The 25908-nt window shown below is 39.9% G+C and carries 24 protein-coding genes; 12 read left to right on the forward strand and 12 right to left on the reverse strand.

Annotation, left to right across the window (positions count from 1 at the left end; translation table 11 throughout):
- Positions 1 to 10 precede the first annotated feature (10 nt).
- Positions 11 to 1357, forward strand: coding sequence for an ATP-binding protein (locus KX728_RS00485; RefSeq protein WP_257474691.1), 1347 nt, complete (start codon positions 11 to 13; stop codon positions 1355 to 1357).
- Between the two features lie 547 nt (positions 1358 to 1904).
- Here KX728_RS00485 and rpmG read toward each other — a convergent pair.
- On the reverse strand, positions 1905 to 2054 hold the full coding sequence (gene rpmG / locus KX728_RS00490) for a 50S ribosomal protein L33 (RefSeq protein ID WP_001265622.1): 150 nt from the start codon (positions 2052 to 2054) through the stop codon (positions 1905 to 1907).
- Between the two features lie 15 nt (positions 2055 to 2069).
- Positions 2070 to 2252 (reverse strand): 50S ribosomal protein L32, encoded by a 183-nt coding sequence (gene rpmF, locus KX728_RS00495; RefSeq protein WP_000290417.1) that lies wholly within the window; start codon positions 2250 to 2252, stop codon positions 2070 to 2072.
- A 230-nt stretch (positions 2253 to 2482) separates the two neighbouring features.
- Between rpmF and ilvD the strand changes: the two genes are divergently transcribed.
- On the forward strand, positions 2483 to 4186 hold the full coding sequence (ilvD, locus tag KX728_RS00500; protein ID WP_061428478.1) for a dihydroxy-acid dehydratase: 1704 nt from the start codon (positions 2483 to 2485) through the stop codon (positions 4184 to 4186).
- A 60-nt stretch (positions 4187 to 4246) separates the two neighbouring features.
- Here the strand turns inward: ilvD and KX728_RS00505 are convergent, their stop codons facing one another.
- Positions 4247 to 4588 (reverse strand): metal-sulfur cluster assembly factor, encoded by a 342-nt coding sequence (locus tag KX728_RS00505; protein WP_001204052.1) that lies wholly within the window; start codon positions 4586 to 4588, stop codon positions 4247 to 4249.
- Between the two features lie 168 nt (positions 4589 to 4756).
- Between KX728_RS00505 and hisS the strand changes: the two genes are divergently transcribed.
- The 5 genes from hisS to KX728_RS00530 all read left to right on the forward strand — a co-directional run bounded on the left by hisS (position 4757) and on the right by KX728_RS00530 (position 9968).
- Positions 4757 to 6037 (forward strand): histidine--tRNA ligase, encoded by a 1281-nt coding sequence (hisS, locus tag KX728_RS00510; RefSeq protein ID WP_215805141.1) that lies wholly within the window; start codon positions 4757 to 4759, stop codon positions 6035 to 6037.
- Between the two features lie 219 nt (positions 6038 to 6256).
- A complete protein-coding gene (locus tag KX728_RS00515; protein ID WP_215805142.1) occupies positions 6257 to 6898 on the forward strand; it encodes a CPBP family intramembrane glutamic endopeptidase in 642 nt (213 codons plus the stop codon).
- 17 nt (positions 6899 to 6915) lie between these two features.
- On the forward strand, positions 6916 to 7134 hold the full coding sequence (locus tag KX728_RS00520; protein WP_215805143.1) for a hypothetical protein: 219 nt from the start codon (positions 6916 to 6918) through the stop codon (positions 7132 to 7134).
- Positions 7135 to 7285: 151 nt separating this feature from the next.
- Positions 7286 to 9049: an aspartate--tRNA ligase gene (gene aspS / locus KX728_RS00525; RefSeq protein ID WP_215805144.1), complete on the forward strand. Its 1764-nt coding sequence runs from the start codon at positions 7286 to 7288 to the stop codon at positions 9047 to 9049.
- The gene (locus KX728_RS00530) at positions 9027 to 9968 is read left to right on the forward strand and encodes a YitT family protein (RefSeq protein WP_215805145.1); all 942 of its coding nucleotides are present in this window, start codon (positions 9027 to 9029) and stop codon (positions 9966 to 9968) included. Before aspS ends, KX728_RS00530 begins: the two co-directional genes overlap by 23 nt.
- Positions 9969 to 10044: 76 nt before the next feature.
- On the opposite strand, the gene KX728_RS00535 is transcribed toward KX728_RS00530, so the two are convergent.
- The 8 genes from KX728_RS00535 to KX728_RS00570 form a co-directional block, all read right to left on the reverse strand.
- Entirely contained in the window at positions 10045 to 10566 is a 522-nt protein-coding gene (locus KX728_RS00535) for an ATP-binding protein (protein WP_000875131.1), read from the reverse strand.
- Position 10567: 1 nt separating this feature from the next.
- Positions 10568 to 10951: an ASCH domain-containing protein gene (locus tag KX728_RS00540; protein WP_000645808.1), complete on the reverse strand. Its 384-nt coding sequence runs from the start codon at positions 10949 to 10951 to the stop codon at positions 10568 to 10570.
- Positions 10929 to 11972: a hypothetical protein gene (locus tag KX728_RS00545; RefSeq protein WP_215805146.1), complete on the reverse strand. Its 1044-nt coding sequence runs from the start codon at positions 11970 to 11972 to the stop codon at positions 10929 to 10931. The genes KX728_RS00540 and KX728_RS00545 overlap by 23 nt, the downstream gene beginning before the upstream one ends.
- 222 nt (positions 11973 to 12194) lie before the next feature.
- Entirely contained in the window at positions 12195 to 13181 is a 987-nt protein-coding gene (locus KX728_RS00550; protein ID WP_215805147.1) for a LacI family DNA-binding transcriptional regulator, read from the reverse strand.
- A gap of 9 nt (positions 13182 to 13190) precedes the next feature.
- Positions 13191 to 13991: a DUF1189 domain-containing protein gene (locus KX728_RS00555; RefSeq protein ID WP_084942594.1), complete on the reverse strand. Its 801-nt coding sequence runs from the start codon at positions 13989 to 13991 to the stop codon at positions 13191 to 13193.
- A gap of 180 nt (positions 13992 to 14171) precedes the next feature.
- Entirely contained in the window at positions 14172 to 15014 is an 843-nt protein-coding gene (locus tag KX728_RS00560) for a sugar ABC transporter permease (RefSeq protein ID WP_001065654.1), read from the reverse strand.
- Between the two features lies 1 nt (position 15015).
- A complete protein-coding gene (locus KX728_RS00565; RefSeq protein ID WP_000431414.1) occupies positions 15016 to 16308 on the reverse strand; it encodes a carbohydrate ABC transporter permease in 1293 nt (430 codons plus the stop codon).
- 126 nt (positions 16309 to 16434) lie between these two features.
- Positions 16435 to 17706: an extracellular solute-binding protein gene (locus tag KX728_RS00570; protein WP_000095463.1), complete on the reverse strand. Its 1272-nt coding sequence runs from the start codon at positions 17704 to 17706 to the stop codon at positions 16435 to 16437.
- Positions 17707 to 18179: 473 nt separating this feature from the next.
- On the opposite strand from KX728_RS00570, the gene malQ reads away from it, so the two are divergent.
- The 3 genes from malQ to KX728_RS09300 all read left to right on the forward strand — a co-directional run bounded on the left by malQ (position 18180) and on the right by KX728_RS09300 (position 22438).
- The gene (malQ, locus tag KX728_RS00575; RefSeq protein ID WP_215805148.1) at positions 18180 to 19697 is read left to right on the forward strand and encodes a 4-alpha-glucanotransferase; all 1518 of its coding nucleotides are present in this window, start codon (positions 18180 to 18182) and stop codon (positions 19695 to 19697) included.
- Between the two features lie 24 nt (positions 19698 to 19721).
- Positions 19722 to 21980, forward strand: coding sequence for a glycogen/starch/alpha-glucan family phosphorylase (gene glgP, locus KX728_RS00580; protein ID WP_215805149.1), 2259 nt, complete (start codon positions 19722 to 19724; stop codon positions 21978 to 21980).
- 251 nt (positions 21981 to 22231) lie between these two features.
- Entirely contained in the window at positions 22232 to 22438 is a 207-nt protein-coding gene (locus tag KX728_RS09300) for a hypothetical protein (RefSeq protein WP_009013759.1), read from the forward strand.
- Between the two features lie 110 nt (positions 22439 to 22548).
- Here KX728_RS09300 and KX728_RS00585 read toward each other — a convergent pair whose 3' ends face one another.
- The gene (locus KX728_RS00585) at positions 22549 to 23397 is read right to left on the reverse strand and encodes a putative RNA methyltransferase (RefSeq protein ID WP_215805150.1); all 849 of its coding nucleotides are present in this window, start codon (positions 23395 to 23397) and stop codon (positions 22549 to 22551) included.
- Positions 23398 to 23548: 151 nt separating this feature from the next.
- On the opposite strand from KX728_RS00585, the gene KX728_RS00590 reads away from it, so the two are divergent.
- Positions 23549 to 23827, forward strand: a complete 279-nt coding sequence (locus KX728_RS00590) for a DUF6110 family protein (RefSeq protein WP_000910910.1) — start codon at positions 23549 to 23551, stop codon at positions 23825 to 23827.
- Between the two features lies 1 nt (position 23828).
- Positions 23829 to 25889, forward strand: coding sequence for a heavy metal translocating P-type ATPase (locus tag KX728_RS00595; RefSeq protein WP_000008775.1), 2061 nt, complete (start codon positions 23829 to 23831; stop codon positions 25887 to 25889).
- Positions 25890 to 25908 lie beyond the last annotated feature (19 nt).

Genomic DNA, 25908 nt, shown 5'->3' on the forward strand with positions numbered 1-25908 from the left:
ATTTGTAGTCATTGATTTTAATGGTGAGTATGTAGAGGAAAATGTTTTTACAAAAGAAAAAAAAGTCTACAATCTAGAAACTCGAAGTTCAGGAAGGGACAAAATAGTAATTCCTGCTAATAAGTTTTGGGATAAAGAAATGTTGTCGATACTTTTTGGAGCTACTGCACAAACTCAACAACCTTTTTTGAACAGGGTGTTAAAATATTATTTTTCAGAGACAGGTTTTGAAGAAAATATAGTCCGTTACCTGAAACAAGCATTTAAAACGGTTTTTAGTACTCCCTCTAAAGAATCTTTAGATATACTAAAGTATGCGCTAGATCTTTTAGAAATTGATTATGATACTTTCTCTTCATGGATCGTTCATAGTGTTTATAATCCTAATAACTCAAACGGATATTATAGTGTATGTGAACTTGATGGATGGAAACAAAGTAATAATAAGTTTTATTGGAATGCTGATGAAAATATAGATATTCTTAATCAAGAGATTGATTCAATACAACAGAAATCCTCTGAGTTTATGTCAGAGAAGACTAATAAAATAGTGACAAATCCTATTATTCAATTGAGATTGGCATCATATTTTCAAATGATTTTTGACTTATCTCGTCATACGATACAATATGACCATATTTCACCGTTGATTCATAGAATTGAAGCAAGAACCAGTGATTTTAATAAAGTACTAGAAATAGAAAATTCACGACAATGCCAAAGTTTATTTTCTGGTGGTTATTCACACGTAATTTCGTTGAAAAATGTCAATAGAGATATTAAAATGTTGTTACCGATGTTAATTGCTAAAATAAGTTATGACTTACATAGAAACCAAGATGAACGTTCTAGCATATTTAATCTAATTATTGATGAAGCGCATAACATTCTATCTGAAAATTCAACTGTTGAATCTGAAAAATGGAAAGATTACAGATTAGACGTTTTTGAAGAGATAGTAAAAGAAGGACGTAAATTTGGATACTATCTTACTATAGCTAGTCAAAGGCCCTCAGATATTTCACCTACCATAGTTTCGCAAATACATAATTATTTTATTCATAGATTGGTTAACGAAAATGACCTTAGATTACTTGATAGAACAATGACATCTTTAGATTATGTTTCAAAATCTAGTATTCCTAACTTATCAGCTGGTCAAGCAATAATAACGGGTGTATCATTTGATTTACCTGTGGTTGTTAAAATCGATAAACTTCAAAAAGACGAAGCACCAAATAGTTCAGATAGTGAGTTACTAAAAATGTGGAAAGTCGTTTCAGAACCATTTCTTATCTTAAAAAAGAATCTCCTTCATTCAGAAAAAAGTATAAAATTTCGTCGAGTTCGAAAATGAGAAATTAAACTGTTGAATATTGGATTAAAGCTATTTTTAAACTACTTAAAATAAAACCTTGTCAAACCAGATTTTAAGTTTATAAAGAATTTTTGAAAAATCTAGATGCTGTATGAATCTCTACATTTCTCTCTACCTTTTTTCGCAGACAGTTATAAAGTCTATCAGAATAAGCTTTGTAAGAGGATAAGTTAATTTTTACAGAACTAAACTATTCCCCCGTTTAAAAATATTGATTCATATTTTATGAAATTAATCAGTAGATATCGTTCCGAAAATTCTTGATATTACGCTGTTTTTAATCCAACTGAAGTCCATACTTTCCAAACTAGGTCTTACGATTTGTAAGTAAAAGAACAAATAAAAAAGAGGAGCTTGACACTAAAGTTCCTCTTCTTTTTAAATAAACGAATCAGTTTCTTATTTCATAAAAGGTAGTGAAAAAGGTAGTGATTCGATTGATTCATATCGCAATGTAGTGAAATTTCGAAATTCAAGAATTGCTTTAAATCAAGGTTTCTAAAGTCTACTGACGAGTAGTGAACCCTTATTTAACCTCTGTAAACACGACGTGTTTGCGAAGTTTTGGTGAGTATTTCTTCAATTGAAGACGGTCTGGAGTGTTACGTTTGTTTTTAGAAGTAAGGTACAAGCGTTCACCAGATTCTTTGTGTTCAAGTGTGATATTTACGCGCATGGTATCTCCCTTCTATTATTCAGCTGATGCAGCTTTAGCGATTTTACGTCCTTTGTAGTATCCTTTAAGTGATACGCGGTGAGAACGTGAGTAATCTCCAGTAGTTTCGTCAAAGTTTACAGATGGAGCTGTTACTTTGTAGTGTGTACGACGTTTGTTTTTCTTCGCTTTTGAAGTGCGACGTGCAGGTACTGCCATTTTGTTTTCTCCTTTAGGTATTTAAATTCGATTCAATCTAGTGATTTTCATCAACCATACTAGGATAACACATTTTTTTTGTAAAGTAAAGTTACTTGACAAAAAAAGATGAAAAAATTAGAAGTCATTCAATCAAATTAATCGAAATTTTCTGAAAATTCAAGAATTTTCTTCTGTTCATTGCCTTTAAAATGTGCTATAATAGTAAAAACTGAAATGGGAGGGATAAGATGACTGAATTAGATAAACGTCACCGCAGTAGCATTTATGACAGCATGGTTAAATCACCAAACCGTGCCATGCTTCGTGCGACTGGTATGACAGATAAGGACTTTGAAACACCGATTGTGGGAGTGATTTCGACTTGGGCGGAAAATACACCATGCAACATCCACTTGCATGATTTTGGGAAATTGGCGAAAGAAGGTGTCAAATCCGCAGGCGCTTGGCCTGTGCAGTTTGGAACTATCACGGTAGCCGACGGGATTGCTATGGGAACGCCTGGTATGCGTTTCTCTCTAACATCTCGTGACATCATTGCAGACTCAATCGAAGCGGCTATGGGTGGTCACAACGTCGATGCTTTCGTTGCTATCGGTGGCTGTGACAAGAACATGCCTGGTTCTATGATTGCTATTGCCAACATGGATATTCCAGCTATTTTCGCCTATGGTGGTACTATTGCACCGGGAAATCTTGATGGCAAAGACATTGACTTGGTTTCTGTCTTTGAGGGAATCGGAAAATGGAACCACGGTGACATGACAGCTGAGGACGTGAAACGTCTCGAATGTAATGCCTGCCCTGGCCCTGGTGGCTGTGGTGGTATGTATACAGCTAATACCATGGCGACTGCTATCGAAGTTCTCGGTATGAGTTTGCCAGGATCTTCATCTCACCCAGCTGAATCAGCCGACAAGAAAGAAGATATCGAAGCAGCAGGACGTGCTGTTGTCAAGATGCTGGAGCTTGGTCTCAAACCATCAGATATCTTGACTCGTGAAGCCTTTGAAGATGCCATTACTGTAACGATGGCTCTCGGTGGTTCTACAAATGCCACTCTTCACTTACTTGCCATTGCCCATGCGGCTAATGTTGACTTGTCACTTGAAGACTTCAATACAATCCAAGAACGTGTGCCTCACTTGGCCGACTTGAAACCATCTGGTCAGTATGTCTTCCAAGACCTCTATGAAGTCGGTGGTGTGCCTGCTGTTATGAAGTACCTGTTGGCAAATGGTTTCCTTCATGGCGACCGTATCACATGTACTGGTAAGACAGTCGCTGAAAACTTGGCTGACTTTGCAGACCTTACACCAGGCCAAAAAGTCATTATGCCACTTGAAAATCCAAAACGTGCAGACGGTCCGCTTATCATCTTGAATGGTAATCTTGCCCCTGACGGTGCGGTTGCTAAAGTATCAGGTGTGAAAGTGCGTCGCCACGTTGGACCAGCTAAGGTCTTTGACTCAGAAGAAGATGCTATCCAGGCTGTTCTGACAGATGAAATCGTTGATGGCGATGTAGTCGTTGTTCGTTTCGTGGGACCTAAGGGTGGTCCTGGTATGCCTGAGATGCTGTCGCTTTCATCCATGATTGTTGGTAAAGGTCAAGGAGACAAGGTTGCTCTCTTGACGGATGGCCGTTTCTCTGGTGGTACTTATGGTCTGGTTGTTGGACATATCGCTCCTGAAGCTCAGGATGGTGGACCGATTGCCTACCTTCGTACAGGTGACATCGTTACGGTTGACCAAGATACCAAAGAAATTTCCATGGAAGTATCCGAAGAAGAACTTGAAAAACGCAAGGCAGAAACAACCTTGCCACCACTTTACAGCCGTGGTGTCCTCGGTAAATACGCCCACATCGTATCATCCGCTTCTCGCGGAGCCGTGACAGACTTCTGGAATATGGATAAGTCAGGTAAAAAATAAACAAGAAAAGCAAGCCAACTTCGGCTTGCTTCTTTTTATCTTCAAAAGTGATTTGCCTGCTTAACGAGGTGGTAGTCCAAGGGCAATACGGCCGTAGCGACTGATTCGTGTAATCTTCCAAGCGGGTGACCAGGTGACTTCAACTTTGACGTCCTCGATACCCTCGATTTGTTTGAGACCTGCGACGATTTCGATAGGCAAGCTTTCGGCGCAATCGCAGGCAGTGTCGGTAAAGGTCATGACAATCTTGCAGAGACCTGTTTCATCCAGATTAATTTCATAAATCAACCCTAGATTGTAAACATCCAATTCTACATCTGTATCAAAAACCTTCTCTAGTTTTTCGATAATTTGGTCTTGTAAGGCCAAAGCGCGGTCATTGATTTTGATATCGTCTCTCATAACAGTCCCTCCACGTGATAAATATCCTCTATTTTCTCATAATTCTGACAATTTGGCAAGTTTTTGATGAATTTTCTGAAAAAGACTCTCTTGAGATTTTCTACTCTCACTGTTTTAATCCCTTTATTTATGGTAAAATAAGACTATTAAGTTTAAAGAGGATTCCCTATGAAATTACAAAAACCAAAAGGAACGCAGGATATTTTACCTGCTGAGTCTGCTAAATGGCAGTATGTTGAGGGCTTTGCCCGTGAAATTTTCAAGCGTTATAACTATGCAGAAGTGCGCACGCCTATTTTTGAGCATTACGAGGTCATCAGCCGCTCTGTCGGAGATACGACCGATATCGTGACCAAGGAAATGTACGATTTTTATGACAAGGGTGACCGCCATATTACCCTCCGTCCAGAAGGAACTGCGCCCGTTGTTCGCTCTTATGTGGAAAATAAACTCTTCGCACCAGAAGTGCAAAAGCCAAGTAAGTTCTATTACATGGGCCCTATGTTCCGTTATGAGCGTCCACAGGCAGGGCGTTTACGCCAATTTCACCAGATTGGTGTCGAGTGCTTTGGCTCTAGCAATCCAGCTACCGATGTGGAAACCATCGCTATGGCAGCTCATTTCTTGAAAGAAATCGGCATCCAAGGTGTCAAATTACACCTCAACACTCTCGGAAATCCTGAGAGCCGTGCGGCCTATCGTCAAGCCTTGATCGACTATTTGACACCGCTCAAGGAGACCTTGTCTAAGGATAGCCAACGTCGCTTGGAGGAAAATCCTCTTCGTGTCTTGGACTCTAAGGAAAAAGAAGACAAGGTGGCAGTGGAGAATGCGCCGTCTATCTTGGATTTCCTTGATGAAGAAAGCCAAGCTCACTTTGATGCTGTGCGTCAGATGTTGGAAAATCTGGGTGTAGACTACATCATTGATACCAATATGGTGCGTGGTCTGGACTACTACAACCACACAATTTTCGAGTTCATCACTGAAATCGAGGGCAATGAATTGACAGTCTGTGCGGGTGGTCGCTATGATGGCTTAGTTGCCTATTTTGGTGGTCCTGAGACTGCTGGATTTGGTTTTGGACTTGGTGTAGAGCGCCTGCTTCTCATTCTTGAAAAGCAAGGTGTGGCCCTTCCTATAGAGAACGCTCTAGATGTTTATATCGCAGTTTTGGGTGAAGGAGCAAATGTTAAGGCCTTGGAGTTGGTACAAGCCCTTCGCCAACAAGGATTCAAAGCAGAGCGTGATTACCTCAACCGTAAACTCAAAGCTCAGTTCAAGTCCGCCGATGTCTTTGCAGCTAAGACTCTCATCACGCTAGGCGAGAGTGAAGTTGAAAGCGGACAAGTGACAGTCAAGAACAACCAAACACGAGAAGAAGTGCAAATGTCGCTTGATGCTATTAGCCAAAACTTCTCAGAAATCTTTGAAAAACTAGGATTTTAATGACAGATAAGCTGGTCAGGAATACATCCTGACCCTCTTTTTCCTAGGATTAACATTGCTCTTGCTTGCTCCAAAATATCTTTATAAAACTATTACTACCGTTTCTATTTTTGCAAGAGGAATTCGCTTATTATCCCTTTTAGTTGCGACTGTATTCCACATTTTTATCAAGATGATGTAAATAACAATGCTAAGTCTTCATTTCAATAGGAGGCCCATATGAACTTACTTAAAAATCTTGGCTGGTTTCTTCTAGCCATTCTATCCTTTTACTTTGGCTATGGTCTGGTTCAGAGTATGGCTTTATCAGCGCTTGACCTAGGGGCTTCAATCTTTGGAGTCTTACCACTTTATATCGCCCTGTCAGGGGCCTATGTTTATGGAGTTTACAGATGGTATCGGACAGAAAAGGTTAGCATCCAGACAACAGCTTTTAATCGTTATATTTGGTTGCCAACTCTGGTTTTGCTAGTGGCGATTACAGCCCAGTTCTTTTTGCCAGATGATCCGTCGGTCAATCAACAAATCGTATCACAATTGACAGTTACTCAGCCTGTCTTTGGTTTCTTTATGGTAGTGGTCTTTGCTCCTTTGACGGAAGAACTCATCTTTAGAGGGATGCTGGCGCGCTATCTCTTTCCTAAGCAGAACAACAGCAAACAGACAGCTCTGTTTCTCCTTGTATCGAGTGTCCTTTTTGCCTTGATTCATTTTCCAGGGACTTTGCAACAGTTTTTAGTTTATGCTAGTCTGGGATTGAGTTTGGGTCTGGCTTATGTGAGCCGAAAAGGTCTTCTTTACAGCATTTCTCTCCACGCTTTGAATAATTTAATCGGCTTTTTGATGATACTCATGCTATAATAGAATCAGGAGGTCACATGAAACGAGTAATTTTATTAGCAGTGATACAGGCAGTCGTTCTCTTCTTTATTATCGGGGGGCTTGCCTATGCCTTTAAAGGCGATTTCTTCTACAACAATCTAGCAGTGATTTTTGCACCTATTGCAGGAATCATGCGCTTTGCGACGGCCTATGCGACGGAGATTGTTCTACCTAAAAAGGCAGCTGAGATTGCTGAAAAGCGTAAAAAAGATTAAGAATCATAATCAGAGAATCCGATGACGTTTTCATCGGATTTTTTGTTTGTTTGTTTTGATTCCTAAAGTCAATCAAACTTTTCTGCTGATTTTCATGAAGAGCCTGCGCTTTTATGGTAAAATAGTAACAGAATAAAAGAGGAGAGAAAACATGAAACGTAGTATGTATGCTGGTCGTGTTCGTGAGGAACACATCGGACAAGAAATGACCTTGAAAGGATGGGTTGGCCGTCGTCGTGACCTGGGTGGTTTGATCTTTATCGACCTTCGTGACCGTGAAGGGATCATGCAGTTGGTTATCAACCCTGAAAAAGTTTCAGCAGAAGTTATGGCAACAGCTGAAAGCCTTCGTAGCGAATTTGTCATCGAGGTGACTGGACAAGTCGCTGCGCGTGAACAGGCAAATGATAAATTGCCAACTGGTGCGGTTGAGTTGAACGTGACAGCTTTGACAGTGCTTAACACAGCTAAAACAACGCCTTTTGAGATTAAAGATGGGATTGAGGCCAATGACGATACACGTTTGCGTTACCGTTACCTTGACCTTCGTCGTCCAGAAATGCTAGAAAACCTTAAGCTTCGTGCCAAGGTGACCCACTCTATCCGTAACTACTTGGATGAGTTGGAGTTTATCGATGTGGAGACGCCATTCCTTTCTAAATCAACGCCAGAAGGGGCGCGTGACTATTTGGTGCCATCTCGTGTCAATAAAGGGCATTTCTACGCTCTTCCTCAGAGCCCACAAATCACGAAACAGCTTTTGATGAATGCTGGGTTTGACCGTTACTACCAAATCGTTAAATGTTTCCGTGACGAGGACTTGCGTGGTGATCGTCAGCCTGAGTTTACCCAGGTCGACTTGGAAACATCCTTCCTTACGGAGCAAGAAATCCAAGATATTACAGAAGGATTGATTGCGCGCGTGATGAAAGAAACAAAAGGTATCGAAGTAACGCTTCCATTTCCTCGTATGAAATACGATGATGCGATGGCTCTTTACGGTTCTGACAAACCTGATACCCGTTTTGACATGTTGCTTCAGGACTTGACAGAAGTTGTCAAGGGTGTTGATTTCAAAGTCTTCTCAGAAGCACCTGCCGTTAAAGCCATTGTGGTCAAAGGGGCTGCGGACAACTACTCACGTAAAGACATCGACAAGATGACCGAAGTAGCCAAACAGTACGGTGCCAAAGGTCTTGCTTGGGTCAAGGTAGTTGATGGAGAATTAAATGGACCGGTTGCCAAGTTCTTAACTGGGATTCAAGCAGACTTGACTGCAGCACTTGCTCTTGAAGACAAGGATTTGGTTCTCTTTGTGGCGGATACGCTTGAAGTGGCGAATGCAACACTAGGTGCCCTTCGTGGCCGTATTGCCAAAGAGCTTGGTTTGATTGATAACGATAAGTTCAACTTCCTTTGGGTGGTTGATTGGCCAATGTTTGAATGGTCTGAAGAAGAAGGCCGCTACATGAGCGCCCACCATCCATTTACCCTTCCACAGGAAGAAACAGCTCACGAATTAGAAGGTGATTTGGCTAAGGTTCGTGCCATTGCTTACGATATCGTCTTGAACGGCTATGAGCTTGGTGGTGGTAGTCTTCGTATCAACCAAAAAGACCTTCAAGAACGCATGTTTAAGGCTCTTGGTTTCTCAGCTGAAGAAGCCAATGACCAGTTTGGTTTCCTTCTTGAGGCTATGGACTATGGTTTCCCACCACACGGTGGTTTGGCTATCGGACTTGACCGATTTGTAATGCTCTTAGCAGGAGAAGAAAATATCCGTGAAGTCATTGCCTTCCCTAAGAATAACAAGGCAACCGACCCAATGACACAAGCTCCATCAACAGTCGCTCTCAAACAACTAGAGGAACTCAGCTTACAAGTAGAAGAAGATGAAACAAGCAAAACAAATTAAGCGGTGGCGCTACTATCTGCGCCGCTTTGCTTATCAGATAAAAATCTTACGAGTTTTACAAAGTATCTCTCGGGAAAAATATGATGAGAAAGTCTCGGCTTCTCTGGTTTATGGCTTTTTGTCAGCAGTAGCAGTCAATTTCTTTTTTCAACCAGGACACGTTTACTCCAGTGGTGCGACGGGTCTAGCACAGATTATCTCTGCTTTGAGTAATCACTGGTTTGGTTTTTACGTTCCGATATCGCTAACCTTTTATGCTATCAATTTTCCGTTGATGATTTTGGCTTGGTATCAGATAGGGCATAAGTTTACAATCTTTACCTTTATCACAGTATCCATGAGTTCCCTCTTTATCCAGCTTGTGCCAGTTGTGACCCTGACAGAGGATCCCATCATCAATGCCCTTTTTGGGGGTGTTGTCATGGGCTTGGGGATTGGTTTTGCGCTCCGTAACAATATTTCTAGCGGAGGTACAGATATCGTTAGTCTGACCATTCGAAAGAAAACAGGGAGAAATGTCGGTAGTATTTCTTTCTTAGTGAATGGGACGATTATGCTGATAGCAGGTTTGACCTTTGGTTGGAAATACGCTCTTTACTCCATGATTACCATCTTTGTCTCCAGTCGTGTGACAGACGCGGTCTTTACCAAGCAAAAACGAATGCAGGCCATGATTGTGACCAATAATCCTGATAAGGTAATCGCAAAAATCCATAAAAAATTGCACCGCGGAGCAACCATGATCCACGATGCAGAAGGAACCTATAATCATGAGAGAAAAGCAGTCTTGATTACGGTTATCACACGAGCAGAGTTTAATGATTTTAAACACATCATGAAACAGGTCGATCCGACAGCCTTTGTCTCTGTATCCGAAAATGTCCACATCCTAGGACGATTTGTAGAAACAGACAATTAGACATGAAAAGACAGCACCCCATAAGTTAGATTTTTGTTTAACTTATGGGGTGCTGTTCATATTTCAAAATTTATCTCTAGACATTTAATAGATTTTTGAGTTCTCCTAATTTTAAATCACTATCATAAATAAAAATGGGGATATTTTTTAAACGAGAGAATTCCAAAGCTTGATTCTCCTCACTATCTTGAAAAGATTCAATCAATTCTTGTTCCCAGTACTGATTATCCCTTTTCTCTAATCTCTCTCGAATAATTACAGGATGCTCTTTCTTCAATATAATTTTACTGATTTCCAAGCCATCAAAAGTAGAAAAAGGCAATTCGACTATTTCCTTCGAATGATTCAAAAGGGTAAAATGTCCATCCAATATCACAACATCATTATCATTAAATGGATAGTTCGCTAATTCTTGTTTCCACAGTTCTTGATTGTTAGCAATATTTTTTGTGAACTTATCGGATGACTGTATTTTATTTCCTGCCTGACGAATTAAATTACTGATTGATAAAGCAACAAATTGCACATCCTTTTTCAGATTCTCTAACAAAGTGGTTTTACCAACTCCATGAACGCCCACTAATAAAATATATTTCAAACTAATACCTCCCTATATAACAAAAAGATTGAGGCGCCGCTTTTATTGTGGAATCAAATTCTGATAAATCAAGATGTTTTTTGTACTCTTTAAACATTTTAATCTGAATAGCAAAACCGCTATCTCTATCTTTAAAGTATTCATAGAAAAATTCCTCAGAAATACCAGATAGATGTTTGGTATCATTCCATAGTTTATCTATATTTTCTTCTAAAATAGTTTCAATTTCGAATTCTCCAACTACTTTACCGTATGGCTTCGTTGCATAAACTACGATTGAAGAAACATCTGGACGCTTAAAAACCTTTTTTCGATACTCGAACTTTTTCCTCCCTTCTATAATTTCTTCTACAAACTCTGGCTTAATTGATAATAAAGCTTTCATTTATTTCACCCATTCTTAAAATTTTGCAAAATTGATTATCTGTTAAAGCCAAATAACCAAAGTAATCATCTCTATTCAATCCGACCTGATTAATCAATTCTTTTCTAATAATCCGTCTTTGCAGAGGGGCGTTATATAACATCTTAATAATGTACGGATATCGTTTGTTTTCCCAAAAAGCAGATAATTCTCTTTGCGTAAAGATAGAACCTTTCTCACAATATTTAAGAAAATCATTTAATGACTCGAAGTCAGATATATCTATAACTTCTACTACCGTACAAATCGAAGTCGCAACTGAAGAATATTCTGCCCGATTATTATCCTTTGTTCGATAAATAGTTACTAAATCTCCTGGCAACATATTCAAAACAGCTCGCATATTACATAAGTAAATTTTTTCACTTGTATTTGTAAATGATAGGTCTTCAACAATGTGTTTACGCTCCGTAGTCAATCTGGAATCTGGAAATAATTTTGTATGAAAATCAGGCCAAATTCCAAGTAAATGTTTTTGGGAATTTGTTTTCAAATTAATTCTTGGAAAGTTTTGATAACTATCATTAAAGATAGTCAGGTCTTTAAAATAAACTAACTCTCCATTATTCTTTGTTCCCCATTGACGAAAACCGAATTTCTCAAAAAGATTAATTAAACCTGTCTGCCTAGGAAACAGAGTAACATAAGTAAAATCATGACCATCATTCAACATTTTTCTTAAGATAATGCTTAAGAAACGCTGTCCAAGAACAGTGCCATGAGAATTAATTTTAAAGGTTCCAATTTTCAAACGGCGTCGAATATCAAAAGAAGGAGTAATACTGTCATCAGCTTCCTTTTCATCTTTAAGATACAAAAAGCCCAGTAATTGATTGTTATCCACCAAAACATAGGCGTCTTCTCCGCCTTTTCTACTAAGCCATGAATTGAATCCGGGATAGTCAGCTCTTAAAGAATTAAAAAAAGGATTCTCAACATCGAGACTATCAATTCTAACCTTTTGAATCACATCGTTTGTCATAATTTGCCTCTCAAAAATTGATATAACTAATTATACCATAACTTCACAATGCCCGTTAAAAATAATGTTCATAATTAGAGTGTTTATATCAATTATCAGCTTGGGAATGATTTTTAGTAGTATAATTTTATATATGTCTTTCAATATTCAAATATCGCCCTATAAGTTAGATTTTCTTCACTTAACTTATAGGGCGATATTTGAATTATTCGGGGCTGGTCTTTATTTTTCGATAATTTTGTGTCCAATCAACTGGCGGTAACAAATCTGTTTATTGTTTTTAGCATCGTTGATGATCTGGAGAATGGTTTCAAAGGAAACGCGCCCAAGTTCCAGACTATTGATATCCACATAAGCTACAAGATCAAGTCGAGGATTGACAGAGTCGAAACTCAAGACAGGAACTTTTAGCTGATGCTTACTGATGTAGTCACAAACCCCTTCTGCAAGGAGACTATCGGTTGTGATAATAGCGTCAATCTGTGGATCGTGATTGAACAGGAGTTCACTGAATTGATACCCTTTTTCTTCTAGAAATTCGGTTGCAAAGTAGGTTAAGTTGGTATCAATCGGAAGTTGGTGTTGTTTGAGTGCGGACTCATAGCCAGTTAGACGATCTTGCGTTACGAAGAGTCGCTTTGTCCCCCCGATGAAGGCAATTCGTTTGCATCCTTTTTTGATGAAATACTCTGTCGCATCAAAGCCCGCCTGTACATTGTCATTATCAACAAGAGGGATAAAGGGTGAAGTAGATTTTCCGAGAATGAGGAAAGGGAACTGCTCATCGGCTACTAGTTTGACCAGAGGATCCTCTTCCTTAGCGTAGAGGAAAATCAAACCGTCAACACGCTTGCCATAAACCATCTGAGAAATCGCATTAAGACGTTCTTTCTCATCTTTTCCTGTTGCAATCTGAATAGCGTAGTGGTTTTCAGACGCGACTTGGGCGATACCACGAAGGACAGATGGGAAGAAAGGATTTTGGTAAAAGGCATCCGAGTCATCAGGGAGCACCAAGCCGATAACCTGAGTATAGCTACTTACCAAGCTACGAGCATTGAGATTGGGATGGTAGTTGAGTTCCTTCATTGCCTTGCGAACTCGTTTTTTGGTTTCATCACTAATCGTTGATTTGTTTTGAATAACGCGGGTTACAGTTGAAGGTGAGACACCTGCAGCCTTGGCCACATCTTTAATCGTAACGGGCATAAAAATCTCCTATTTATGATAATCTGGATCGCGGTAATGTGTTTTATAAAAGATGGTGACCAGATAAAGAACAAAAAGAATGTTTTGTACAGTGATAAGGGTTGTCATATTTTGACCAAAAAGTCCCAAAACAAGCGTAATCAAAGTTGGTAATCCTAAACAGTTCAAGATAAAATGGTAGCACTCTTTAAAGCTCCTAAATGAAAAGAGGCGTGATTTTTTGGTGATATAAAGGAGAAGACTAGCTCCAAGAGAGACAATGAAGAAATTCAATCCAAAGAGGAAGCTAGCACCAAGGACGAGAAAGAGACTGATATAGACACGGTTCTGTTGATACCAGTCTTTAGAAATAGCCTGGGTTAAAGCTTCCTTACTCTGGAAACTCTCCGTTTGAATGGCGTGGTAGCGAATGCGGGTCAGTTCCTTGCTTTCCTTGCTGATGATGAGTTCTTCAGTATCAAAATGAAGTTGCAAATCCTTTGGCAATTCCGTACTTGGACTTGGACCAATCAGAAGAGAAGCTTGCTGATTTTTAGTTCCAGCATAGCTCAGTTTTCCATCTACTATCTGCGCATTCTCCGACAAATCCATGATTGCTTCATCTGTCAGGGGTGTGTAGACATTATCGATAAAGGTATCCAGTGGATACGTTTCCTGTGAGCTGTTTTGGATGGCAATTGGAATCATAGACAAGCTGATGAGGAAAATGCTAGTAAAGAGGAGTTGAAACCAGTTGAGTCCAAAACGTTTTGACAGGGGCTTACGAAATCCCCAAATACTTGAAAAATATGAAAATGGATATGGAAGCATTTGTATCTTTCTAAAAGGTGTTTTCTATATGAGTATTATTATATAGAGAAATGTGCTTTATTTCAAGTCTAGTAGATAAATTGCTTACTGAAAAGCTGATTTTGCTACTATTTGCGGTCTTGTGTCTAATCTTTCAACTTTAGAAACAAGATCAAAATGAAAAAGGGTGGCGGGGATAGATTATCCCTTGTCGCCACCACTTGTAAGTCCTGAAACAAAGTTCTTTTGTAGGAAGAAGAAGAGAATACAGATTGGAAGGGCGATGAGGATAGCACCTGCTGAGAAGTAGGCAATCTTCAAGTTTTTCACATTGCTGACAAAGGTCTGTAGACCAACGGCAACTGTAAAGTATTCTTTCTCACGAAGCAAGAAACTAGAGAGGATATAGTCTCCGAAAGGTCCCATGAAGGCCCAGAGCGCTTGTACTGCAACCATTGGCCGAACAAGAGGGAGAACAATTTGCCAGAAGCGACGGAAGTGTCCTGCACCATCTAGCTTTGCTGATTCATCAAGAGACATCGGTACTGTGTCGAAGTAGCCTTTCATCAACCAAGCGTTCATTGGGATACCACCACCGACATATAGGAAGATGAGGAACCAGCTATGGTTAAGGGCATTCAACATAAGGGCCATAACGAAGAAGGCTGTCAAAGCGGCCATAGTTGGCACCATTTGGATGATCAAGAAGAAGACCAAACTTTGTTTACGAGCCAAGAAGTTGTAACGGCTGTAGGCATAACCAGCAAGTACGATGATACTTGTTTGAACAGCCATGGTAATCAAGGCGATAATCAAAGTGTTGAGGTACCAAGTGCCGTACAAGGTTTCAGTGAAGAGCCCTTGGAAGTTGGCAAAGCTAAAGTCGACGTTAGCATCTAGTTTAAAAGCTACGACGTTACCAGTCTTGAAGGCTGACATAATAGTAATCAAAAGTGGATAGATAATCACGATTGAAAGACCAATCAAGTAGAGGTAAGTGAGGGTTTGAGTCAGTCTACGTTTGAGTTTGATTGAGTTATTCATCTTAGACGTCCTCCATATCAAATGCGTGTAGTTTCTTGAATGCGATCATAGAGATAGAGATGACAATGATAGAGATGATCAAGGTAACAGCTGCCGCCATAGAGTATTGAGGAGATGTACCTGTTGTCAAACGATAAATCCATGAGATCAAGATATCAGTTGAACCGGCTCCACCACCAACGCTACCAGGACCTCCGCCGTTGAAGAGGTACATGATAGAGAAGTTGTTAAAGTTGAAGGTGTATTGGCTGATCAATGTTGGTGCTGCAACAGCCAAAATCATAGGGAAAGTGATGTTGCGGAATTTTTGCCAAGCATTGGCACCATCGATATAAGCCGCTTCGTAGAGGTCGTTAGGAATTGACTGCAAGATACCCAAAGTCAAAACGTAGATGTATGGGAATCCTAGCCAACCTTGCATCATAATCAAGGCAATCTTGGTCCAAGTTGGGTCTGTTTTCCAAGGGATAAGAGCACCGTCAAGGAAAGGAAGGACCTTAGCCAAGATAGGCAATACTTGAGTGTTGATCGCTCCGACACTATCGTTAAACATGTTTGAGAATGTCAAGATAGTGATGAAGGCTGGAACAGCCCAAGGAAGAAGGAAAATAACACCAAAGATACGTTTTCCTTTGATAAATGGTTGGTTAGCAATGATAGCGGTGAAGATACCAATCACAATCTGCAAAGTAGAAGCAGACAAGGCCCAGATGATGGTCCAAGAAAGAACCGCACCGAAGGCTGAACGGAAGGTACTTAAGCTCCAGATGTTTGTAAAGTTAGTCAAACCAACCCAGTCCAACAATTTGTTTGGTGGCAAGTGTTGGAAGTCATAGTTGGTAAAGGCAATCATCAAGGTTACGATAACTGGGAAGATAATCGCAAATGTCATAGCGACGTAAGATGGGATGATCAAGAGGTAAGGGAAACCATTCTCATAAATACCTTTGATCATGTCTTTAAAAGTACGTGGGACAGGAATTCCATTGTTAATACGTTTTGCGATTGTATGTGCATCTTTAATATTTGAGAAATAAAAGAGCACATAAACGACTACAAAGATTAAATGGAAGGCACCACGAATCAGCATAAAGAGGGAATTATCACGACCTGGCTTGTCACCAAGAGTGATCAAATTGTGCAATTCAGGGGCTGCAAGTGCTAGGAAATAAAGAACAAATACGATAGTTACACCAAGGAAGATAAAACCTTTTGCCTTTTGTTTATTGTAAATCTGTCCTAACCCAGGAATCACTGAAAGCAAGGCTGCTTTGCTAGGTTGTTGGTTTTCCATGAATACTCCTTTCATAGGATACGAGATTGAAGTTTGTCTCCAATCACTAGATAGGCAACTGCAATCATTCGTAAATTTATAAAATCAAAGGGGGATTTGTATTCTCCCCCCTTGTAACGAATTCAATTATTCACCAAATTTTTGTTTGATTGTTTCTTTGATCAATGTTACAGCATCGTTAGCAGCTGTCTTAGCATCTTTTTTACCACTTACAGCATCAAAGAGCATAGTTTTAGCTGGATCCCAAACTGCTGACATTTGAGAAATGTTTGGCATTGGTTGAGCGTTCTTGAACTGTTTGATAACAGCTGTTGTCAACTCATCGTTTTTACCTTCAGCGTATGAACGAGCTTCAGTGTTAGCTGGGATTTCGTTAGTTGCATCGTAGAATGCTTTTTGTTGTTCAGTTGAAACAAGGAAGTCTACAAATTTTTGTGCAGCTTCAAGGTTCTTAGTGCTTGATGGGATGATCCAAGCTTTACCACCACCGAATGGTGTGTATTCTTTACCATTTGGAAGAGTTGGAATAGTAGCAACACCGTAGTTTACTTTAGCATCTTTGAATGCTTGAGCTTTCCAAGGACCGTCGATGATAGCAGCTGTTTTACCTTCTTGGAATTGAGTTTGGATCAAGTTTGCAGCACCTTCAGTATCTTGCATACCTTTAGGCCATTTTTCATACCAAGATTTAGCGTAGTTGACACCAGTGATAGAACCGTCGTTTGCAAGACCGATGTCTTTAGCGTCTTTACCGTTTTGTCCGAATACGTAACCACCGTTACCAGCAAGAAGTCCATATGCGTAGTAGAAGTTTGTCCAGTCAGCTAGGAAGGCAGTAGTTTTGCCATCTTCACCAGCGAAAGCGTATTTGCTGTTTTTAGCAAGTTCTTCTAATTCAGCAAAAGTTTTTGGAGCTTCTTTTAGCAAGTCTTTGTTGTAGTACATAACAAGTGACTCAATAACGGCAGGAGCACCGTAAACTTTACCGTCAGCAGCTGTTACAAGAGATTTAGTCTTATCATCTGTTTTTGCACCATCGCTCAAAGTAACTTCTGAAAGTTGTCCGTCAGTACCAAGGCTACCTACGCGGTCGTATGGTGCCATCATAACGTCAGCAGCTTGACCTGATTGGTTGTCAAGAGAAAGTTTGTCAAGTCCACCAAGTTGGTCACCTGATTTGATGTTAACTTTTGTACCTGATTCTTTTTCATAAGCTGCAGCAACTTTTTCAGCGTAGGCTTTGTATTGGTCTTCAACGTAGAAAGTGATTTCTTTTGCTTCAGATGAGCTAGTATCAGCTGCTTTATCAGCAGTTTTGCTTCCGCAAGCTACCAAAAGTAAGCTAGCAAGAGTAGCAGTTCCGAGCACAGCAGCGCTCTTCATGAATTTAGATGACATAGTGTATTCCTCCTAAAGAATAACAAAAATAATTTAATGAGAAAACGCAAACGTTTTCTTTTACGAACTTAGTATAGCACAAATAGAAAACGGTTGCAAGCTTTTTTAGAAAAATTTTTAAAAAAATTTTAAGGTTTCAAACATTTGTTAAAGCCCATATATAGGAAAGAACTTAAAATGTTTGTTTTTTTGAATTGAAAATATATTAGGAAAACGATTGCGTAAATTCGGCTCGGTTTTTCAGAAAATAGAGCAGATATTGAGAATGAATTATCTTAAATCAGAAAATCTTTAAAATTTTTTTCGCTTATTTCATAAAATATCAGTGGGAACAAGTTTTGTTTGATTAAAATAATTCAAAAAAAATTTTAAAAACGCTTGCATTTGTTTTTGAAATGCGTTATACTTAAATTAACGCAAACGTTTGCGCCTTAATTGCGCAACGTTTTATAACAAACACATGAGGTGCTATTATGAAAAAACGTCAAAGTGGTGTGTTGATGCACATCTCTTCTCTGCCAGGAGCATACGGGATTGGATCATTTGGGCAGACTGCCTATGATTTCGTTGATTTCTTGGTTCGTACCAAGCAACGTTACTGGCAAATCCTTCCTCTTGGGACAACAAGCTATGGAGATTCTCCATACCAATCATTCTCGGCCTTTGCTGGAAATACGCATTTTATCGACCTTGATATCTTAGTAGAGCAAGGCTTGCTCGAAGCTAGTGACCTTGAAGGTGTTGACTTTGGTAGCGATGCATCTGAAGTTGATTATGCGAAGATTTATTATGCACGTCGTCCGCTTTTAGAAAAAGCAGTTAAACGCTTCTTGGAAGTGGGAAATGTCAAAGATTTTGAGAAGTTTGCTAAAGACAACCAATCATGGCTTGAACTCTTCGCTGAGTATATAGCGATCAAAGAGCATTTTGACAATCTTGCTTGGACAGAATGGCCAGATGCAGACGCTCGTGCTCGTAAAGCTTCAGCGCTTGAAAGCTACCGTGAGAAATTGGCAGACAAGTTGGTTTACCACCGTGTGACTCAATACTTCTTCTTCCAACAATGGTTGAAATTGAAAGCTTACGCTAACGACAACCACATCGAAATCGTTGGGGACATGCCTATCTATGTAGCGGAAGATTCAAGCGACATGTGGGCAAATCCACATCTCTTCAAGACAGATGCCAATGGTAAAGCAACTTGCATCGCAGGATGCCCACCAGATGAGTTTTCTGCCACTGGTCAGCTTTGGGGGAACCCAATCTATGACTGGGAAGCAATGGACAAAGACGGTTACAAATGGTGGATTGAACGCTTGCGTGAAAGCTTCAAAATCTACGATATCGTTCGTATCGACCACTTCCGCGGTTTCGAATCTTACTGGGAAATTCCTGCTGGTTCCGATACAGCAGCACCTGGTAAATGGGTGAAAGGTCCAGGGTACAAACTCTTCGCAGCCGTTAAGAAGGACCTTGGTGAGCTAAACATCATCGCAGAAGACCTTGGTTTCATGACAGATGAAGTCATCGAGTTGCGTGAGCGTACTGGCTTCCCAGGAATGAAGATTCTTCAATTCGCCTTCAATCCAGAAGACGAAAGTATCGATAGCCCACACTTGGCACCTGCCAACTCTGTTATGTACACAGGAACACATGATAACAATACAGTTCTTGGTTGGTACCGTAATGAGATTGACGATCCAACTCGTGAATACATGGCTCGTTACACGAACCGTAAAGAGTATGAAACAGTACCACACGCAATGCTTCGCACAGTCTTTTCATCAGTTAGCTTCATGGCTATTGCAACCATGCAAGACTTGCTAGAACTAGATGAGTCAGCTCGTATGAACTTCCCATCTACTCTTGGTGGAAACTGGTCATGGCGTATGACAGCAGACCAACTCACACCAGCTGTTGAAGAAACTTTGCTTGACTTGACTACAATTTATCGCCGAATCAATGAAAATTTGGTAGAATTAAAGAAATAAGACAATATCAGGAGACACATAAACATGTTACCATTAAACGAATTTGTACAAAAACGTTACAATAAAACCATTGCAGAATGTAGCAATGAAGAGCTTTACCTTGCTCTTCTCAACTACAGCAAGCTTGCTAGCAGTCAAAAACCAGTCAACACTGGTAAGAAAAAAGTTTACTACATCTCAGCTGAGTTCTTGATCGGTAAACTCTTGTCAAACAACTTGATTAACCTTGGTCTTTACGACGATGTGAAAAAAGAACTTGCTGCTGCAGGTAAAGAGTTGATTGAAATTGAAGAAGTCGAATTGGAACCATCACTTGGTAACGGTGGTTTGGGACGTTTGGCAGCCTGCTTTATCGACTCAATCGCTACACTTGGTTTGAATGGTGACGGTGTTGGTTTGAACTACCACTTCGGTCTTTTCCAACAAGTTCTTAAAAACAACCAACAAGAAACAATTCCTAACGCTTGGTTGACAGAGCAAAACTGGTTGGTTCGCTCAAGCCGTAGCTACCAAGTGCCATTTGCACACTTTACCTTGACATCAACTCTTTACGATATTGATGTTCCTGGTTACAAGACAGCTACTAAAAACCGCTTACGTTTGTTTGACTTGGATTCAGTTGATTCTTCTATCATCGAAGATGGTATCAACTTTGACAAGACAGATATCGCTCGCAACTTGACTCTCTTCCTTTACCCAGATGACAGCGACAAGCAAGGTGAATTGCTCCGTATCTTCCAACAATACTTCATGGTTTCAAACGGTGCACAATTGATCATCGACGAAGCAATCGAAAAAGGAAGCAACTTGCATGACCTTGCGGACTATGCAGTTGTACAAATCAATGATACTCACCCATCAATGGTGATTCCTGAATTGATTCGTCTTTTGACTGCGCGTGGTATCGAACTTGATGAAGCAATCTCAATCGTACGTAGCATGACTGCCTACACTAACCACACAATCCTTGCTGAAGCCCTTGAAAAATGGCCTCTTGAATTTTTGCAAGAAGTGGTTCCTCACTTGGTACCAATCATCGAAGAATTGGACCGTCGTGTGAAAGCAGAATACAAAGACCCAGCTGTTCAAATCATCGATGAGAGTGGACGTGTCCACATGGCTCACATGGATATCCACTACGGATACAGCGTTAACGGGGTTGCAGCTCTTCACACTGAAATCTTGAAGAACTCAGAGTTGAAAGCTTTCTACGACATCTACCCAGAAAAATTCAACAACAAAACAAACGGTATCACATTCCGTCGTTGGCTCATGCATGCTAACCCAAGCTTGTCTCACTACTTGGATGAGATTCTTGGACATGGTTGGCACCATGAAGCAGATGAGCTTGAAAAACTCTTGTCATACGAAGACAAGGCTGCTGTTAAAGAAAAATTGGAAAGCATCAAGGCTCACAACAAACGTAAATTGGCTCGTCACTTGAAAGAACACCAAGGTGTGGAAATCAATACAAACTCTATCTTTGATATCCAGATCAAACGTCTTCACGAGTACAAACGCCAACAAATGAACGCTTTGTATGTGATCCACAAATACCTTGATATCAAGGCTGGTAACATCCCTGCTCGTCCAATCACAGTCTTCTTTGGTGGTAAAGCGGCTCCTGCCTACACAATTGCCCAAGACATCATTCACTTGATTCTTTGCTTGTCAGAAGTGATTGCTAACGACCCAGCTGTAGCTCCACACTTGCAAGTCGTAATGGTTGAAAACTACAACGTTACTGCAGCAAGCTTCCTCATCCCAGCATGTGACATCTCAGAACAAATCTCACTTGCTTCTAAAGAAGCTTCAGGTACTGGTAACATGAAATTCATGTTGAACGGAGCTTTGACTCTTGGTACTATGGACGGAGCTAACGTGGAAATCGCTGAGTTGGTTGGAGACGAAAACATCTACATCTTCGGTGAAGATTCAGAAACTGTTATCGACCTTTACGCAAAAGAAGCTTACAAATCAAGCGAATTCTATGCTCGTGAAGCTATCAAACCATTGGTTGACTTCATCGTGAGCGACGCAGTTCTTGCAGTAGGTAAGAAAGAACGCTTGGAACGTCTTTACAACGAATTGATCAACAAAGACTGGTTCATGACTCTCCTTGACTTGGAAGACTACATCAAAGTCAAAGAGCAAATGCTTGCTGACTACGAAAACCGTGACGCATGGTTGGATAAAGTCATCGTTAACATTGCTAAAGCAGGATTCTTCTCATCTGACCGTACAATCGCTCAGTACAACGAAGATATCTGGCACTTGAACTAAGATACAAAATTTATACTAATCACTTTGTAAAAAAAAGCGAATTTCAATTGAAATTCGCTTTTTTGAATGATGTGGATTTTAGCCAATCAGGTCTAAAAAGAGATAAATCATAGATACGTTGAAGTTTTAGAAATACTGCTTTTTACTGTATTTCAGTCTCATGATTCTTCGTAGTTGATGGCCTCGTATTTCTTGTATCCGCTTATAATTTGTATTATAATAGCATTGTGGTGAAGAAAGAAGGTGTTTTTATGTGGAAAAAATATTTTTCAAAATATAAATGGACTGATTTATTTTGGATACTATTTGTGGTTTTGTCATCACTCTCGATGGGGAATCGTACTCTTTTTCCACTTACCCATCAAGAAATCTCTTATCATGGGTGCTATTTGGGGATTACACTTGCCTCATTTCACTTGCTATTTATTGATAAATTTGTTATTTCGAATCGAAAATAAATGGAGAGGTTAAAATTTTTTCCACTTTTCGGATAGACAGTTGAAAAATCGCGATTTAAACCCACACCTCAAGAAGAGGTGCGGGTTTTTGTCTTATCTGAAAGATTTGTTTACCGTACTTTCCCAACTAGAATCTCTGCTTCAATGGTAATCTCTGTCAGTTGGCTCCAGTCAATCTTGGTATGGTCAACGTGAAAGAGTAAGGGCGTCATGGCAAGCAGGGCTTGGCGTTGCTCAGCCGAGATAGGTTTTGTTAAGGAAGCAATCTGACTAGATTGGATGCTGAAATGTTCCTGGAAATGTTCTTTGATATCTTGGTTGGAATAATCCTTCTTTGTCAGCTGGTCCTGCACCATTTGACGGATTTCTTTGAGGTGATTTTCAGTTGGGATGACCTTGATCAAAATACCGTCTTTGGATAAAACGCGACGGAATTCCCCATAGTTGGCAGGCGAGAAGATATCAAGCAGGATATCCATGCTGGCGTCTTTTATAGGAAGACGAGCCAGGTCGCCGACAAACCAGTTGACCGCCCAGTTTGGTTCGCTCTTGGCAGCGATTTGAACGGAATCTTTTGAAATATCAAAGGCGTAAAAGGTTTTGTCAGAGTGACATTCTTGGAGTTTACGAGAGTAGAAACCTTCGCCACAACCGATATCCAAGACTGTTTTTGCGGATGGATTAGTTGTTAGTAAGTCCGAGATACCTTCTAAAATAGCCTGATAAAAACCAGCTTCAAGAATTTGCTGGCGGTTTTGGAAGTTTTCCTTGTCGTAGTTGGCAGATTGCTTGATTTGCGGAGCCAAGTTGACATAGCCGAATTTTGCCAGATCAAAAGAATGGCGGTTGCTACACTTGAGGCTAGACTCTACCAAGGCCAGATTTTCTTGGCAGATAGGGCAGGAAAAGGCAGTCGCAGAAGCAAAACGCTGAAGTTTGGGTTTGAGGTTTGTATTCATAGTTTAAGTGTATCAAAAGAGGCAAATGAAAGCAACTTTAGAAATAAGTAGATGGGAGATTCAGTAGAAATAAAACTAATTCTCCAATTTATAGAATAAAATTGCTTTTATATCTAAATTTCTATATAATAATGATAAGGAGGAAATAAGTATGTTAAAAGAAGTATTAACCGTTGCAAAAGTTGCGAAAAAATCATCACTCTTTTTGGGTGGTGTCGCATTTGGTACCCTTGGTTTGAAAATCTTGGCAAGTAAGGAAGCTAAAAAAGGTTATTCTAAAGCTTTGGCTAAGGCTTACAAGTTGAAAGACGGGCTAGATGCATCTGTTTCTGTTGTGAAACAACATGGAGACGATGTCTTGCAAGATGCCAAATATTTGTACGAGCAAGAGAAAAAAGAAGAGCAATTAGATAGCCTTATAGGAGAATAATATGTCTTTTAAAGTGCTACATAGAGGATACCAACATATCCGACTATCATCTTCTTTTTCACTCACCTTGGATATTCAAGACTATCTTCGTTCCTTGGCGAGAGATGAAAAGGGGATTGAGTCTATCCAGTTTTACATGGATCAACAGCACTTTACTCTACGCATAAAAGAAGGCTTTTCTGTATTAGATAATGCAGAAGCCTTTTTAAAAAGAATTGATAAAGGGAAAGTTTCTGAGTTGATGACTCTTCCCATTCGTAGAGAAGAGAGTGCTTATTCTATTGTTTCAGGTGCAGCGATTAAGCGTGTACTTTTTCGTAGTTTTGTGCCGTATCCTATTCGCTATATATGGACTTGTTATCAGGCTTTGGGTTATATTAGAGAAGCCTATCAAACACTAGCGCGTAAGGAACTAACGATGGAAGTCTTGGACTGTTCGGCGATTTTATTGTCCTTGTTTATGAACCAATCCAAGACAGCTAGCAATATCATGTTTATGCTTGATTTGGGGAATCATTTAGATCAGTGGTCTTTGAAAAAAACTGCAACAGATTTAGAACAAAGCCTTCTTGCAAAAGAGAGCGACGTATTCTTAGTACAGGGCGATACGGTTGTTAGTATCAAGAGTTCCGATGTTCAAATAGGAGATGTCTTGGTCCTATCTCAAGGAAATGAAATTCTGTTTGATGGACAAGTAGTTTCAGGTTTAGGTATGGTCAACGAAAGTTCCTTGACGGGAGAGAGTTTTCCAGTTGAAAAAAGAGAGTCTGATTTGGTTTGTGCAAATACAGTATTAGAAACTGGAGAGTTACGCATTCGTGTAACCGATAATCAGATGAACAGCCGGATTTTACAACTGATTGAGTTAATGAAGAAATCTGAAGAAAACAAGAAAACGAAACAACGCTATTTCATCAAGATGGCGGATAAGGTCGTCAAATATAATTTCTTGGGGGCTGGGCTAACTTACCTATTAACAGGTTCTTTTTCTAAGGCTATTTCTTTCCTATTAGTCGATTTCTCCTGCGCTTTGAAAATCTCTACTCCTGTAGCTTATTTGACAGCTATCAAGGAGGGGTTGAACCGTGAAATGGTGATTAAGGATGGGGATGTTCTGGAGAAATATCTGGAAGTTGATACTTTCTTGTTTGATAAGACGGGAACAATCACAACTAGTTATCCTATAGTTGAAAAGGTGTTACCTTTTGGGGACTATAGTGAGGAAGATATTCTCAGAATCAGTGCCTGTCTTGAGGAACACATTTATCATCCTATTGCTAATGCCATCGTCAAGCAAGCTGAGATAGAGGGAATTGAACATGAGGAAATGCATGGGAAACTCCAATATATTGCAAGCAAGGGGATCAAATCTCATATAGATGGCCAACCAGTTCTTATTGGGAATTATGTCTTGATGCAGGATGAGCAGATTCATATCAGTTCAGAACAAAATGCTTTAATTGAAGAGTACAAGAGTCACTACAATCTCTTATTCTTGGCTTATCAGAATGAATTGATTGGAATGTTCTGCATTCATACTCCTTTGAGAAAAGAAGCAAAAGCAGCCTTGGAGAAACTTAAGGCACAAGGGAAAAAATTGATTCTGGCAACAGGGGACACCTTGGTTAGGACAGAGGAATTAGTCAAAGATTTGCCCTTTGATCAGGTCTATACAGACTTGAAACCTGATGGGAAATTTGAGTTAGTAGAGGAACTGCAGAAAGCAGGTCACACGATTTTGATGGTTGGAGATGGATTGAATGACTCAGCGGCTCTAACCCTATCAGATATCGGTGTGGTGATGAATGAGAGTGCAGATATTTCTAAGCAGATGAGCGATATCTTATTGTTAGATAATCGTTTGGATTTCTTCCAAGAGTTGGATTGGCTATCATCATCTTTGCAAACACTCATCAAGAAGAATATTCAAGATACCGTTGTCGTAAATAGTAGTTTGATTGGCTTTGGCTTGTTTAATTGGCTCAGTCCTTCAAACCTCTCTATCCTACATAATCTAACAACCTTACGCATAGTCCTGCGTAGCCTGTCTATTAAGGGATAGGTGGGGACTATTCACAGCA

Origin of the sequence: Streptococcus oralis (genome assembly GCF_019334565.1) — a bacterium.
In the GTDB taxonomy this organism is placed as follows: domain Bacteria; phylum Bacillota; class Bacilli; order Lactobacillales; family Streptococcaceae; genus Streptococcus; species Streptococcus oralis_CR.